General features: G+C 70.3%; 11 protein-coding genes and 2 pseudogenes. 5 read left to right on the plus strand and 8 right to left on the minus strand.

What is annotated here, in order from left to right; translation table 11 throughout:
* Position 1: 1 nt before the first annotated feature.
* The 4 genes from ACFYW7_RS24445 to htpG form a co-directional block, all read right to left on the minus strand.
* On the minus strand, positions 2–1,204 hold the full coding sequence (locus tag ACFYW7_RS24445; protein WP_389506441.1) for a sensor histidine kinase: 1,203 nt from the start codon (positions 1,202–1,204) through the stop codon (positions 2–4).
* A 53-nt stretch (positions 1,205–1,257) separates the two neighbouring features.
* Positions 1,258–2,154: a CPBP family intramembrane glutamic endopeptidase gene (locus ACFYW7_RS24450; RefSeq protein ID WP_389505802.1), complete on the minus strand. Its 897-nt coding sequence runs from the start codon at positions 2,152–2,154 to the stop codon at positions 1,258–1,260.
* Positions 2,155–2,541: 387 nt separating this feature from the next.
* A complete protein-coding gene (locus ACFYW7_RS24455) occupies positions 2,542–2,733 on the minus strand; it encodes a hypothetical protein (RefSeq protein ID WP_389505804.1) in 192 nt (63 codons plus the stop codon).
* Positions 2,734–3,328: 595 nt separating this feature from the next.
* Positions 3,329–5,230 (minus strand): molecular chaperone HtpG, encoded by a 1,902-nt coding sequence (htpG, locus tag ACFYW7_RS24460; RefSeq protein WP_389505806.1) that lies wholly within the window; start codon positions 5,228–5,230, stop codon positions 3,329–3,331.
* Between the two features lie 153 nt (positions 5,231–5,383).
* On the opposite strand from htpG, the gene ACFYW7_RS24465 reads away from it, so the two are divergent.
* Positions 5,384–6,043 (plus strand): hypothetical protein, encoded by a 660-nt coding sequence (locus ACFYW7_RS24465; protein WP_389505808.1) that lies wholly within the window; start codon positions 5,384–5,386, stop codon positions 6,041–6,043.
* Positions 6,044–6,143: 100 nt separating this feature from the next.
* Here ACFYW7_RS24465 and ACFYW7_RS24470 read toward each other — a convergent pair whose 3' ends face one another.
* Positions 6,144–6,596 carry a VOC family protein gene (locus ACFYW7_RS24470; RefSeq protein ID WP_389505810.1) on the minus strand — a complete coding sequence of 151 codons (453 nt, stop codon included), beginning with the start codon at positions 6,594–6,596 and terminating at the stop codon, positions 6,144–6,146.
* Between the two features lie 422 nt (positions 6,597–7,018).
* Here ACFYW7_RS24470 and ACFYW7_RS24475 point away from each other — a divergent pair, with 422 nt between their 5' ends.
* On the plus strand, positions 7,019–7,984 hold the full coding sequence (locus tag ACFYW7_RS24475; protein ID WP_389505812.1) for a polyprenyl synthetase family protein: 966 nt from the start codon (positions 7,019–7,021) through the stop codon (positions 7,982–7,984).
* Between the two features lie 143 nt (positions 7,985–8,127).
* Here the strand turns inward: ACFYW7_RS24475 and ACFYW7_RS24480 are convergent, their stop codons facing one another.
* Positions 8,128–9,048, minus strand: a complete 921-nt coding sequence (locus ACFYW7_RS24480; protein ID WP_389505814.1) for a LysR family transcriptional regulator — start codon at positions 9,046–9,048, stop codon at positions 8,128–8,130.
* Positions 9,049–9,167: 119 nt separating this feature from the next.
* Between ACFYW7_RS24480 and ACFYW7_RS24485 the strand changes: the two are divergent.
* A pseudogene (locus ACFYW7_RS24485) lies at positions 9,168–10,050 on the plus strand (DMT family transporter); the annotation flags it as partial.
* Between the two features lie 749 nt (positions 10,051–10,799).
* Here the strand turns inward: ACFYW7_RS24485 and ACFYW7_RS24490 are convergent.
* Positions 10,800–10,916 (minus strand): annotated as a pseudogene (locus tag ACFYW7_RS24490) (IS5/IS1182 family transposase); the annotation flags it as partial.
* Between the two features lie 58 nt (positions 10,917–10,974).
* On the opposite strand from ACFYW7_RS24490, the gene ACFYW7_RS24495 reads away from it, so the two are divergent.
* On the plus strand, positions 10,975–11,754 hold the full coding sequence (locus ACFYW7_RS24495) for an SDR family NAD(P)-dependent oxidoreductase (protein ID WP_389505816.1): 780 nt from the start codon (positions 10,975–10,977) through the stop codon (positions 11,752–11,754).
* A gap of 699 nt (positions 11,755–12,453) precedes the next feature.
* Here the strand turns inward: ACFYW7_RS24495 and ACFYW7_RS24500 are convergent.
* On the minus strand, positions 12,454–12,969 hold the full coding sequence (locus ACFYW7_RS24500; RefSeq protein ID WP_389505818.1) for a DinB family protein: 516 nt from the start codon (positions 12,967–12,969) through the stop codon (positions 12,454–12,456).
* A gap of 722 nt (positions 12,970–13,691) precedes the next feature.
* On the opposite strand from ACFYW7_RS24500, the gene ACFYW7_RS24505 reads away from it, so the two are divergent.
* Positions 13,692–14,183: a sortase gene (locus ACFYW7_RS24505; protein WP_389505820.1), complete on the plus strand. Its 492-nt coding sequence runs from the start codon at positions 13,692–13,694 to the stop codon at positions 14,181–14,183.
* The last annotated feature ends 66 nt before the right edge of the window (positions 14,184–14,249 follow it).

Raw genomic sequence — 14,249 nt, forward strand, 5'->3', positions numbered from 1 at the left:
GTCACTCCTGCGCGGGCTGGACGGGGATCACGGCACGGACGCGGAACCCGCCGTCGGGCCGGGGGCCTGCCACCAGTTCACCATCGAGCATCCGAACCCGTTCACGCAGCCCGGTCAAGCCTCGTCCGCCGCCACGGCCCGCCTTTCGGGCGGCCGGTGCGGTGGCCGCGGAGGGGGCGGGGCCTTCGGTGGCCACCTCGATCTCGATGTGCTCGTCGCCGTGCTGGACCAAAACCTGTGTCCGTCGCCCGGTCGCGTGCTTCATCGCGTTGGTGAGCGCCTCCTGCACCACGCGGTACGCGGCCAGCTCCACCTCCACGCTCCGCGCCCGCCACTCGCCCCGCTCGGTGAACTCGACGGGCTGGCCCGATGTACTGGCCCGCGCGACCAGGTCCCTCACCTTTCCCAGGGTGGGTGCCCGGTCCGCGGAGGCGGAGGCGGACTCACCGGTCGCCTCCAACACACCGAGCAGGTACCGCAGTTCGGTGAGCGCCCGGCGACCGGTGTCGCTGACAGCCGTCAGACCGTCAACGGCGCGTTCCGGCGCGGACGTGAGCAGGAACTGCGCCGCGTCGGCCTGTACCACCATGGCCGTCACATGGTGGGTCACCACGTCGTGCAGTTCGCGCGCGATGCGTGCGCGCTCGGCGGCCTCGGCCACCTCGACGGCCAGCCGCCGCCGCTCGGCCTCCTCCGCCCGACGCCTGCGTACGCCGCCGCCCACCAGCCAGACCCCGGCCAGGACCAGGAAGAAGGCGAGGTGGTCCGGGATCCGCTGCGGTGAGCCGAGGCGGTGCAGGACGACCGCCAGCACGGCGTAGCCCGCGCTCGCCCCGGCGGCGAGCGCGCGGCGGAAGGAATTCTGGTGGGCCCCGACGGAGTACAGGGCCGCGTAGAGCCCGACAGTCCCGAACGTCGCCGGACAGCCCAGTGCCTGATGCGCCGCGAAGGCACAGCCGACGACGGCGAGGCAGGCCGCGGGCCAGCGGGTACGCACCGCCAGCGGCAGGGTCAACGCCAGGGTCAGCCCGATGCTCAACGGGCTTGACGGGTGATCAGGCAGGTCGCCGATCTGCGCCCCGATCTGCGACAGGGTCGGGACGAAGGCCAGCACGGTGAGAACCAGCGCCGGAACGCCGTCCTTGACCGATTGCCGACGCCCTGTCAGCCAATCGAGCGGCCTCCGCGGCCACCTGAACTTCATCACGTCCGACTCCGTTCCGTTCCGGTCAGCCGCAGGGGGGTGCTGCGCACGGCTCAGCGGGCGACGCGCCGACGGGGCAGCAGACCGCCCCGACGGTGGGCGAGGACGAACATCGAAACCGCCAGCGCCACACCGATGAGGACGGTAACCATCGACGCCTCCAGACCGAAACTACCGCCGGTCAGTGGGCCCGAACCGCTGACGTGCACGGACAGCAGCCCCTCGGCGGTGTTGCCCGAGACCGGGATGCCGAGCAGTTGCTCGGTGGCGTTCCAGGCGAAGTGCAGACCCACGACGAACCAGATGCTGCGCCGCCACAGGAACGCCGCTCCGAGCATCGCGCCCGCCTCGATGGCGATCGACAGTCCGCTCCACGCGGTGGCACCAGGGTTGGCCAGGTGCGCGGCACCGAAGAGCAACGCGGTGATCGCGACGGCGGCACGGCTGCCGAACATCCGCTCCAGGGCCTGCAGGGCCAGGCCGCGGAACATCAGCTCCTCCGTGACCGCCGCGCCCGCCTGGACGGCGACCGCGGACGCCACGACGGAGAAGAAGCCGTTGCCGGCCCAGGACAACGAGTAGCCTCCGCAAGCCGCGATCACCAGGGCGGACACGAGGATGAAGCCCAGGCCGAGCGCGCCGCCGAGCATGGCCTCCCGCACGGCCCCGTGCCGGGCGATCTCCGGCATCGGCCGTCGCGCGACGAAGCGCATGACCGCCCAGTAGACCACCACCGCGGCGACCGCTCCCAGCACCGGCACCGGTCCGGGGCCGGCCGCCGTCACAGCCGAGACCGCGCCGACGCCGACGATTCCGATCAGCATCCAGCCGAGCGGAGAGCGGCAGATCCGGCCGACGCGGCCGACGCTCTGACCAGAGACGTCCGCGAGCGGATCGTGGCCCGCCTCGTGACCGGCCTCGTTCCCTGCGGTGGATGACGTGTGCATCATGGCCTCCCCTTGGTGGTCGGCCGCACCGGCTGCGGCCCGACAACCACGCTAGGAACACCGCGACATCCGCGATTCAGCCGCTAGCCGACAACGCCGGTAGCTCTCACGGGGGATGTGCTCGGCCGAAGTTCCCTGCTGTGCTCCGCCGGTTCGGCCGGGAGCATCACCTGCGGCGGCGGCAACGCCACCCGACTGCCCGTCATATCGACCGAGTACGGCCGCTGGGGCGGTATGGCCACAACCACCGAAGCGTCGGGAGAACAAGCTGACGACTGTTCCGCACCTGCCAGAGGACGGCTGTTCATCTGGAGATGCCCGACGCCGACATGAACGTGATCGTGACCGTGATCCACGGCTCCGCTCCGTCACACGGTGTGACGAAGGCGCTCAGACGATCTGGATGACGCGCTTGCCCCGGACTCCGCCGGCCTCCAGGGCGCGATGGGTGTCCCCGACCACCGTGGCCGCCGTGCAGGCGTCCGCGCCGCCACCCTCTACCGGTACTTCCCCCCGCGCGTCACGCTCGTGACCGCCGCCTTCGCCGAACAGCTGAGCCTCTGTGCGAGCGCACTTCGCCATCGCACGTCGCAAACTTTCAGAAGTGTCTTCCGAGGAAATCTCCGATGACGACTCGGCCTCCGGCTTCGGCAGACTACTAATAGCCCTTCAGGAACGCGGGTCGGTCGATCGCGCCTATCGCGCGGGAACATGCCCGGAGGCCGGGTGTCCCTGCCCGTGTCACCGTCAGTCGCCAACCTGAAAGCGAATACACCCGTTCAGTGACAATGTGTCAGCGAAAACTGGGAAATCTCGTTTGCCCAGCCAGGAACCGCCGTCGGTAAAGGTTCGGAACATTGGCCATCCGCTGCCGCTGCCAGAGCAGACCAAATGCGTGACTGCGAACGCTGCAAGTCCAGACGAACCGTGGAACGTTCACCGAGGTGCGCAGGTTCTCAACCCAGAACGTCACGACAAACATGCGCGGAATCCGTCCGAGGGCAGCAAATACCCTGCCGGACACGGCGGTTGCCGCATCCGGCAGGGGTCCATCGCCTAGGGGCCACCGGGGCCGCGGACATCAGTGGCTTGGCGCACGCGCCCGGTCTGCCACTCGACGGCGGGCGGGAGCCGGGCTTTCCACTCGGCCGGATCGACGGGCCGGGCCCTGCCCGGATCAGCCGAGGGTTCGCTCCAGCCGCTCCGCCACCAGCTTCACGAAACGCCCGGGCTCCTTCGGCCGGTCGCCCTCCGCGAGTACGGCGAGGCCGTGCAACAGGTGTGCGGTGCCGACGAGTTCGCCGTTGCCCCCGCGCTCCTCGTACGCCTTGTTCAAGCCCTGCACGAGGGAGTGATCGGGGTTGAGTTCGAGGATCCGTCTGGTGGCCGGGATCTCCTGGCCCATGGCCCGGAACATGTTCTCCAGCGCCGGAGTGAGGTCGTGCGAGTCGGAGACGACACAGGCCGGGGACACGGTGAGGCGCGTCGAGAGGCGGACGTCCTTGACCTCTTCTCCCAGCTGTTCCTTCATCCATCCCAGCAGACCGGCGTAGGCCTCGGTCTGCTTCTCCCGCTCGTCGTCGGCCTGCTCCTCGCCCTGGACGTCGAGGTCGATCTCGCCCTTGGCCACGGACCGCAGACGCTTGCCCTCGAACTCGCCCACAGCGTCGACCCATACCTCGTCGACAGGGTCGGTGAGCAGCAGGACCTCGATGCCCCGGGCCCGGAACGCCTCCATGTGCGGGGAGTTCTCGATGCTCTGCCGGGAAGACCCCGTCATGTAGTAGATGTCGTCCTGCCCGTCCTGCATCCGCTCCACGTACTGCTGGAGCGAGGTCGGGGTGTCCTCGCCGTGGGTGCTGGCGAAGGACGCGACGGCCAGCAGGAGGTCACGGTTGTCGGTGTCGCTGAGCAGCCCCTCCTTCAGTACGGCGCCGAACTCCCCCCAGAACGTGGCGTACTTGTCGGCGGCCTTCGTCTTCATCTCCTTGACCGAGGACAGCACCTTCTTGGTCAGCCGGCGCTGGATCATCAGGATGTGCCGGTCCTGCTGGAGGATCTCCCGGGAGACGTTGAGCGAGAGATCCTGCGCGTCGACGACACCCTTGACGAAGCGGAGGTACGGCGGCAGCAGCGCCTCGCAGTCGTCCATGATCAGTACGCGCTTGACGTACAGCTGGAGGCCACGCCGGAAGTCCCGGGTGAACAGGTCCTCCGGTGCGTGGGCCGGGAGGAACAGCAGCGCCTGGTACTCGAAGGTGCCCTCGGCCTGGAGGCGAATCGTCTCCAGGGGGTCCCGCCAGTCGTGACTGACGTGCTTGTACAGCTCGTGGTGCTCGTCGTCCGAGACCTCGTCGCGCGAGCGCGCCCACAGGGCCTTCATGGAGTTCAGGGTCTCGGACCCGGGTGTGTCGTCACCTTCGCCCTCCTGGGCGACGAGCCGGATCGGCCAGGTGATGAAGTCCGAGTACCGCTTGACGATCTCCTTGATCTTCCAGGCGGAGGTGTAGTCGTGCAGCTGGTTGTCGGGGTCGGCCGCCTTGAGGTGCAGCGTGACGGCGCTGCCCTGGGGCGCGTCGTCGACCGTCTCCAGGGTGTACGTGCCTTCACCGCGCGAAGACCACCGGGTGCCGCTGCGCTCCCCCGCGCGCCGGGTCACCAGGGTCATCTCGTCGGCCACCATGAAGCCGGAGTAGAAGCCGACGCCGAACTGTCCGATGAGCCCCTCGGCTCCGGCGGCGTCCTGAGTCTCTTTCAGCTCCTTGAGGAACGCCGCCGTGCCCGAATTGGCGATCGTGCCGATGAGTTTGCCGACCTCGTCGTACGACATCCCGATGCCGTTGTCCCGCACCGTGAGCGTACGGGCGTCCTCGTCGACTTCGATCTCGATGCGCGGGTCGGACGTGTCGACGTCGAGGCTGTCGTCCTGAAGCGCGGCGAGGCGCAGCTTGTCGAGCGCGTCGGAGGCGTTGGAGACGAGTTCGCGGAGAAAGACGTCCTTGTTCGAATACACCGAGTGGATCATCAACTGGAGCAGTTGACGGGCTTCGACTTGGAACTCGAACGTCTCGGTCGTCATGATGCGTGTGTCCTCACAGGTTCCTGGCTCACCGAATCGGGCGACAGACACTCTAAGTCACCACGTGGGCACATGGTCACCGTCTTCGGAAGTGAGCGGTGGAATCGTGCGTGCCCTGCCCCTGCGCTCGCCGAACGCGACCACGGTGTGGGCGTGGCCGAGCCCACGACGGGAATCCGGTACCGCTCCACCGACTCCTGGGCGAGACTGCGACAAGCCCCGCTCCAGCCCGATCCCCATCGGGCCACTGGCCGAGGGCGGCGGCTCTCCACCGACCAGGAAGACATTCTCGTGGCCGAATTCGCGACCGAACCGGACAGTGAGTTCCTGACGCGTGTCTCGGAGGTCGCTTTCGACCTCGGGCAGGACCGTTTCCGGCTCACGTCGCTCGGACTCCGGTCCCGCACCATGGAGTTCAGCGAGGTCGTGGGTCCGTCGGAGCCGCCCGTCTACTTCGAGGGCGAGCCGCCCGGCACCGGGCGCGAGGCACGGCGCGTGTACGACTGGCAGCCCGCCGCCGACGCGCCGTCCTGGATGAACATGGCGTGGTTGCTGGACGATCTGGCCGCCTGGGTCGATCAGATGGCCGGCGACGGCATCACCCTGGTCGGCCTCGAAGCGCCGGAGCCGCACTGGTGCGACGTGCTGGTCCTCGACGGCGACACTCGCTGTCGGGTCCGGATGGCGCTGGCCGATCGGCGCGACGTCCTGGATTTCCCTGGGATGTATCTGCGGGAGATGTTCGCCGAGGGCCGCTACGACGCCTACTTGACGGAGGACCGGTCGGTGGTCGACCTGCGCGGAGTCCTTTGAGGCGGACGGCCGCCTCGCTCCCGACTCTGCTGTCCGTGGGTCCGTCGGTCCGTGCTCCATGCGCGGAAGGCGGAATCGTCCCCGGCCGCTGCCGGCCGCCTCAGGCCGGGGCCGCGGCGACGCAGAACTCGTTGCCCTCCGGGTCGGCCATCACGACGTGGTGTCCGTCGAACTCCTGCAGGACGGTCCCGCCCGCCTTCACCAGCCGCTCGGACTCCGTCTTGATCCGTGCCCACCGCTCACCGGCACTGCCGTGTCCCGGTACACGAACGTCGAGGTGCAGCCGGTTCTTCGCCGTCTTCGGTTCGGGGACCTTGAGGATGGAGAGGCGGGGGCCGGCGCCGTCGGGGTCGCAGAGCCATGCCCCGTCGTCCTCGGAGTCGTCCTCCGGCAGGTCGAACTGCGCGAGCCATTCCTCACGGGTGGTGAAGGGAGGGGGCGGCGGCTCGTCGATGTAGCCCAGTGCCGTCTTCCAGAACTCGGCCAGGAGCCGTGCGTCCGCGCAATCCAGGGTCAGATCGATTTTGGTTGCCGTGTCAGGACCGTACTGCACACCTCTGACAACAGTCGCTGCCACCGGTTCCCGTGATCATTCGGGGGACGTCGACCGGCTGTGGTGGACGCGGGGGCCGTACCCGCCGTGCAGCGTCTCGTGCTGGGGACGGGAGGGCGGCGGGCCTGTGGACGGCAGGCCGAACGGGGCAGTCTTGAGGTGGAGCCGCGGCGGCGGCCGCTCACGGACGACCGCTCCGCGAGCGGATGGTCGTGGCGCTGACCTGCACGACGCGGCGTAACGTCGTTGGCGGCGGTTCGTCAACGGGAGTGCATCTGTCGATCTTCGCACGGATGGATCAAGAAGTGATGTGTGCAGGCGGCGATGGGCAGCGAGGCGGCGGGACGCGAAGCCGCGCCGGAACATTCCCGTGGGCGAACGGCGAGGCGGCCGCCACAGCGCGGCGGGCGCTGGCGACCTGGGTGGCCCAGCGGAGCGGCGACCCGCTGGCGGTGGTGGACGAGTGGGCGCTCGCCACGCCGGGCAAGCTGGTGCGGCCGGTGCTCCTGCTGGAGTCGGCGGCAGCGGTGGGCGGCTCCTGGGAGCAGGTGCTGCCCGCGGCGCTGGGGCTGGAGCTCGCGCACGTGGGGAGTCTGCTGCACGACGACATCATCGACGGGGACGATCTACGGCGTGGCAGGGCCGCCGTACACAGGCAGTTCGGCGATGAGCTCGCGATCCTGGCTGGAGACGGGCTGCTGTTCGCCTCGTTCGAGCAGATCGCGCGGTGCGGTGAACGTGGCGTGGCCGCCGAAGCGGTGCGGCGGGCCTGCGGGCTGATGGCCGCCGCCGGCAGGGACCTCGCCGCGGGAGTGGCCCTCGAGCTCGCCTTCACCGGCGCCGCGCGGGAGCGTCGTGGCGAGTCGGTTCTCGCCGACTACGTGGAGATGGTGCGGCTCAAGACGGCGGCCCTGTTGAGGTGCGCGTGCGAGATCGGCGCCGTTCTCGGCGGCGGCGGCGTCGGTGAGGTGCGGGCGCTGGCGGCCTACGGTCAGGCTCTCGGGATCGCCTTCCAGATCCGCGACGACCTGCTCCCGTACACCTCCACCGTCGCACGGGAGGGGAAACCGGACGACAGCGACCGCCGCAACGACCGGCCCAGTCTGCCGCTGATCCTGGTCGGCGTTCTGGGCGGCGCCGCGGCCCGGACGCGACTGTCGGCCCTCGTCGAAGACGATTCCGTGGGCGGCCGGGAGCGACTGACGAAACTGCTGGAGGAGACGGGGGCGCTCGAGCGCGCGCAGATGGTTGCCCGGGAGTACGCGCTGACGGGCCACGCGGCCCTGGACGAGATTCCCGCCGGCGCGCATCGTGAGGTGCTGCGGGATCTGATCGGCGTCGTCGCCGGGACCCTGTGTGCCTCGCGACCGGCCGGGATGGCGTGGTGAGGCGTCCCGGAGCCCCGCGGATCGATGACCTTCAGCTGCGGCCCGAGTCCTCGCGCGACGCTCTCGATCACCCGGACGCAGTACGGCCGTGACACCCGCGCCGCACTCCCCCACCCCCAACGCGCCGACCCGCAGGCCCGTGGTCACCGCGGCCGGGGCTCGTCGGACGGGTCGACGGTGGCGGCCGCGTCCCGCAGGGCGTCCAACAGGGCGCGCAGGGAGGGCTGTTCGAGGGCGGTCTCCCGGACGGCCGCGGAGATCACCCGAATCGGCTCGGGGTTGCGGACCGGGCGCACGACGACACCGGGGTGCCGGTTGCGCAGGCCGAGCCGCGGCATCAGACCGACGCCGAGTCCCGCCGCGACGAAGCCCTGCGCGGTGGCGTAGTCCTCGCTCTGGACGGCGAAGTCGGGGCTGAACCCGGCCGCCGCGCAGGAGTCGAGGACGGGCTGGAGACAGGGGCCGGGAGGCTCGCTGCCGACCCACTGCTCACCGGAGAGCGCGTGCAGGTCGATCACCTCCTTGTCGGCGAACGGGTGGCCGAGGGGCAGGACGGCCGCGTACGGGTCGTCGAGGAGGTGGACGAGCCGGAAGCCGCCGCTTGTGGGGCCCTGGCCCTGGACCAGCACGGCCAGGTCGGCCCGGCCCCGCACCACCTCCCGCAACGGATCGTCCGGGTCGGTGAGTTCGAGGTCGACGCGGACGCCGGGGTGCTCGGCGCGGACTCTGGCCAGGGCGGGGGCCACCAGCGTGGAGCCCGCCGTGGCGAAGTAGCGGACGGACAGCCGTCCGGTGCGGCCGGCCCGGAGGTCGGCGAGCGCGGTCTCCGCGCGGGCGACCGCCGAGCCGATCAGCACCGCGTGCTCGGTGAGCAGCAGCCCGGCCGCCGTCGGACGCACGCCGCGGCCGACGCGTTCGAGCAGCGCCGTTCCGGCCTGTTTCTCCAGCGCCGCCACCTGCTGGCTGACGGCGGACGGGGTGTATCCCAGGTGGGCCGCGGCGGCGGTGACCGTGCCGCTGGTGACCACCGCGCGCAGGACCTGCAGTCGCCTCACATCAAGCATGTAGCTCAGCTTAACGGTATGGGTAGAACCATTTGCTTGTCCTCAACCCTCGATTGAGGCACCGTCGTTGAGCGGGACGAGAGAGCCAGCCGACGAGAACGGGAAACGGGGGAATCTCCATGGGTGACAACAGGGGTGCGCGGGGTCTGCGGGGCGGGTTACGGGTGGCCGTGCTCGCCCTGTTGTGGGGCTCGACCTTCCTGTGGATCGAGCTGGCGCTGCGCGGGCTGTCCCCGCTCCAGGTCACCTTCTCGCGCTGCGCCCTCGGCGCGCTCGTCCTCGTCGTCGCCTGCCGTGCGACCGGACACCGGCTGCCGAGGGGCGTCGCGATCTGGCGGCACATCGTCGTCGCCGCCTTCTTCTGCAACGCCCTGCCGTTCGCTCTGTTCAGCCTGGGCCAGCAGACCGTCGGTTCCGGGCTCGCGGGCGCCCTGAACGCCACGACCCCGCTGTGGTCGACCGCCCTCGGTCTCGCCCTCGGTTCGGAACGCGGGCTGCGGCCGGTACGGCTGACGGGTCTTCTGCTCGGCTTCGCCGGCACGATCGTCATCTTCGCCCCCTGGCGGACGTCCGGGGGCGCGGGCTGGGGCGCCCTCGCGATCCTGGGCGCGGCCGCCAGTTACGCCGTCGCGTTCACGTACATGGGCCGCACCCTGGTCCGCCGAGGCACGCCCACGATCTCGCTCTCCGCGGCCCAACTCGTCGCCGCGAGCGGGCTGACCGCCCTCGCGATGCCGGTGGGCGGGCTGGAGCCGGTCGACCCCGGCCCCACGGTCCTGGTCGCGGCCGTCGTCCTCAGCGTCCTCTGCACCGCGATCACCTTCCACCTCACCTACCGGATCATCAACGACGAGGGCGCGACCAACGCCGCGGTGGTCGGCTATCTGCTGCCGGTGGTGTCCGTGCTGCTGGGAGCGGTCGTCCTGGGCGAGGACCTGAGCGTCCGGGTGGTTCTGGGGATGACCGTGGTGCTGGTGGGCGTGGGGATGACGCGGAGGCAGGAGCCGGACGGAGAGGGTGAGGTTCCGACGGAGGCAGGGGCTGTCGCTGCGACTGAGGCTGTCGCTGCGACTGAGGCTGTCGCTGCGACTGAGGCTGTCGCTGCGACTGAGGTTGTCACTGGGGCTGAGGTTGTCACTGGGGCTGAGGCTGCGCGACCTGTGGGCGCTGCCGAGGAACCTGCCGTCGGGGAGGGGGACTTCCAGGGGCTTGCTCCGGAGCCCCGCCGGGTCGAGACCGGGCCCGCGCCGGTGGAACACCGGGCCGAGGCTTCACGCCTCTTGTGAAGAGTGCCTGTCGGCACCGGAGCGCCGCCCGGCGGCGCGGAGGGCGCCGCCGTGCCCGGGGTCCGGCCCCACTCGACCCGCCGGGCCAGGTGGCGGCCGGGCGGACCACCCTCCGGACGACCAACGGTGGTTCGTCCGGAGGGTGGTCCGCCTGAAGGGTGGTTCGTCCGGAGGGGCGAGGAGCCTGTCGCCGTCCCTCTTCCTGTCCGAGATCCAGCGGCGTCCCGCTGCGGCCTCGTGACCGACGGCTCCTGGGCGGTCAGGTCGTGCCCTTTGCCCTGGCGATCCTCGGGGACTCGGCCCACCCCTCCGCCGATGGCCAGAGTCCGGCGCCGCCCGCCGGCACCCGTGCAGCACCTGGAGTACGAGTGCCGACCTTCTCCGCACTTCCATGGTTCGACCGGCGCGCTTCACCAGGTCGTCGAGGCTTACGGCGACCCAGGAACTCCCACGGACCGGGAGTAGATTTGAGTGGCTGTTCTCGACTTGGTACGGCCGAGTCCAGATGAGGATGGCCGCGAAGTGGAGGGCGGCCTGGTAAGCGATGGCGAGCTTGTCCGTCCGCATGGCAAGGCCACCCCACGACGCAATGACCGGAACCTGGTTTCATGATCGCGTCGCGGGCTCCTACAGTGCGGGCATGATCTCGCAGAGCTATCTCTCCGAACTGTTCTCGCTGGACGGCCGGGCAGCCCTGGTGACGGGCGGCAGCTCGGGCATCGGCCGGGCCATCGCCGGAGCCCTCGCCCGAGCGGGGGCGAGCGTGGTGATCGTGGCGCGCAAGGAGGCGGAACTGGCAGCCGCTGCCGATGAGTTGGCGGCGGACGGTTGCCGGACCGGCTGGGTGAGCGCCGACCTGAGCACGCGCGACGGGGTGCGCGCGGCGGCGGAGCGGGCGGCCGAGGTGTTCGGCGAGCCCGACATCCTCGTCAACAGTGCCGGGATCAACCTGCGGCCGCCGATGGGCGAGTTGGCCGAGGACGTGTGGGACACCACGATGGCGGTGAACCTGGAGGCGCCCTACCTGCTGGGCCGGCGGTTCGGTCCCGGCATGGCCGACCGGGGCTTCGGGCGGATCATCCACATCTCCTCGCAGCAGGCGCACCGGGCCTTCGTCCAGAGCGGTGCCTACGGGGTCTCCAAAGGGGCGTTGGAGTCGCTGGCCCGCTCACAGGCCGAGGCGTGGTCACCGTACGGCGTCACCTGCAACACGCTGGTTCCCGGCTTCGTCATGACCCCGCTCAACGCGCGTTTGTCGTTCGACTTGGAGAAGGTGGAGGCGTTGGCCGCGCGCACGATGGTCGGACGCAACGGCGTGGCCGAGGACTTCGCCGGAGCCGCGGTGTTCCTGGCCGGCCGCGCCTCCGCCTATGTCACCGGACAGGCGATCTTCGTCGACGGCGGGTTCTCCGTCCACTGAGTCCCCCCCGGTCGGAGGGTTACGGGCTGAGCCGCGGCTCTTCGACGGTCCGGCGGCATCTCGTGGCGGTCACGAGGGCGGCGGCGGCAGAGTTCGGGTGCGGAAGCGCCGAAGGGGAGCTCGGCCGAATCCGTGTCGCCCAGTCGTCTCAGCCCCTGCCGCTGGGGCGGAGGGACGCTGACCGCAATGCGGTTGCCTGTCCCGGGGAGCCTGCCGAGAACCACGGCATGGAAGCGGGCCGGGTGGTCAGGGCCGTCGTCCAGGTCAACGACCGTCACCTCAGCGGTGATCCGCTGGCCGACCTCCACGGCCCTGGCCCTCTTCCAGCGCCGGGAAACGTCCGCCGACCCCACGGTGCCCACCGGGCGCGCAGAGAATCCGTCCGGAGTCACCGCCACCCCGTGAGACCGCGTGATCTCTGCGCCCGTTCCGCTGCGGAGGTCGTCGACGTGGACGCCTGCCAAGAATTCCCGGGAGGTCTGATCGTCCGGTACTGCCCCCATGGCGTGCGGATTCTCACGGGGAGCCGTGTGCGGGGCCGGTGACGGCGCGGGTCAGGTCGCCGTTCCCATCGGACGTCCGCCCCGGCGGATCCCCTTCTCGCCGCGGACGCGGGCGCGTTCCTCTGGTTCGGCGGTCACCTGGTCGCGGTGGCGGGCATCGGCGTTGCGCCGGCGCAGGTGACCGGTGGTCACAGCGCTACACGCCGGTTTGTCCGTCGACCAGTTCTCGTACGATGTCGAGATGGCCGTTGTGCCGGGAGGTCTCCTCGATGAGGTGGAGGATCACCCAGCGGAGGTCCACTTGGCGGCCGTCGCGGATGGTGCGCTCGGCCCGCGCGTTCAGGTCGTGGTCGGACAGCAGGCGACGGTAACCCTCACTCTGCTTCTCGTACTCGGCGAGCAGCTGGGGCAACGGGATGTCGACCGCCGTCCGCATCTCGGGGTCGGGGTCGTCGTCGGTCGCCTGAGTGAGCGGGCCCTCTGGTTCCTCGCCCAGGAACATCACTTGGACCCAGTAATGCTCGACCCAACGGAGATGGCTGATCAGCCCGCACAGGGTCATCAAGGGTGAGTCCGGAAGCGGGGCCCTGCGGGCGTCCTCCTCGGACACGCCCTCGCACTTGGCTCGCGCCGTGTCACGGACGTAGTCCAGGAAGGTCATCAGTTGCGTTCGCTCGTCCCAGGCGGGAGGCGTATCGGTTCGTTGCGTCATCGGGCGAGTTTCCCCCAGGTCCCGTGGGCGGTCGACCGATTATTGAGCGGCCCCGTCGTCTCGGCGGATCCATCGCTCCGGCAGACCCCCGATCGGGCAGTCCACGCCTCGGCGAATCCCGTCGCTCCGACAGCCCCACGCCTCGGCGAAATCTGCCGTTCTGACAGTCCGTCGCCGCAGCGGAGCTCATCCCTCGATCAGCCGTCGGCTAGGAAGGCCTCGCTCGGCCGACTCCAAACGGCCGCATGGGCAAGCCGGCTGCCACTCCGTCAGGCCGACGTCCTCGACGGAGGTGGTGCGCTCCTTGCGGCCGTGCACCGGCACGCTCGGGCCCGGCCCCCGGCTCTCCCCTCCCCCCGCCGATCCTCGGCATCGGCGGGGGGAGGGAGATCCCACAGCAGGTCGACGAGCGGGGTCCCACAAGCAGGTCGCCAAAGGGGGCTGCACAGCCGGTGCCTCGCCGGTGACTGTGCTTCAGGAGGCCGCTCGGGGATGAAGGTCGTTAGTCCATCCGCACTCCTTCCCCGCACTGTTCACCAACACGGTCTCGGCGTCGGCGACCTGCGTAAACAGTCTCGGCGGGGCGGTGGTTGCACCTGCCCGGGTGACGTGCGTGCCGACCTCTCCTGTTGCGGAGCTGACGGACCGTCGGTTTCCTCGGCGGTGGAGCACCACAGGAGCGCCGCGCAGCCATGCCGGCCACTGCTTTGTCGGAGGATCCCTTGCGAAACACACACGTGGGCGTCGGAATCGGCCTGATCATCGGCGTCCTGGCCCTGCAGGCTCCGGCCGCGGGCGCTGTCGGCGACTCGAATCTGCGGATCAACCCGGGCAGTGCCCTGCCGGGGTCCACGGTCACCGTCAGCACCACGGCCTGCGGCCCGGACGTGACCTACGGCAAGGGCGAGTCGGAGGTCGGGGGTCAGTTCCACCTCTTCCAGGGCGACCGCAAGGGTGTGCTCACCGGCGAGTTCCAGGTGCCGGGCGAAGGGAAGCCCGGCATCGACACCGTCACCGTGAAGTGCCCGCCGCGCATCCAGATCACGGACACCTACCAGATCGTCGGGCAGTCACCGTTCGGCGGTGTCAAGGCCGGCTTCGGAGCCACCGAGAACACCCAGACGTACGTCGCCCTGGGAGGTGGGCTGATCACCGTGGCCGCCGCCGGGGCCCTCGTCAGGATGCGGCGCCGTTCGCAGGGCGACCCGGCCTGACCGCCCCCGCTCTCGCCCCGCAGGCCCGGCACCGCGGTCGCCCGAGGATCGCGGGCAGGGGCTCCA

The organism is Streptomyces sp. NPDC002580 (genome assembly GCF_042889485.1).
Taxonomy (GTDB): domain Bacteria; phylum Actinomycetota; class Actinomycetes; order Streptomycetales; family Streptomycetaceae; genus Streptomyces.

What these genes read in the sequence shown, in the direction of transcription:
- ACFYW7_RS24445 (WP_389506441.1), bottom strand. Translation starts at nt 1,204, where the DNA reads ATGAAGTTCAGGTGGCCGCGGAGGCCGCTCGATTGGCTGACAGGGCGT.
- ACFYW7_RS24450 (WP_389505802.1), bottom strand. Translation starts at nt 2,154, where the DNA reads ATGATGCACACGTCATCCACCGCAGGGAACGAGGCCGGTCACGAGGCG.
- ACFYW7_RS24455 (WP_389505804.1), bottom strand. Translation starts at nt 2,733, where the DNA reads ATGGCGAAGTGCGCTCGCACAGAGGCTCAGCTGTTCGGCGAAGGCGGC.
- htpG (WP_389505806.1), bottom strand. Translation starts at nt 5,230, where the DNA reads ATGACGACCGAGACGTTCGAGTTCCAAGTCGAAGCCCGTCAACTGCTC.
- ACFYW7_RS24480 (WP_389505814.1), bottom strand. Translation starts at nt 9,048, where the DNA reads ATGCTTGATGTGAGGCGACTGCAGGTCCTGCGCGCGGTGGTCACCAGC.
- ACFYW7_RS24495 (WP_389505816.1), top strand. Translation starts at nt 10,975, where the DNA reads ATGATCTCGCAGAGCTATCTCTCCGAACTGTTCTCGCTGGACGGCCGG.
- ACFYW7_RS24500 (WP_389505818.1), bottom strand. Translation starts at nt 12,969, where the DNA reads ATGACGCAACGAACCGATACGCCTCCCGCCTGGGACGAGCGAACGCAA.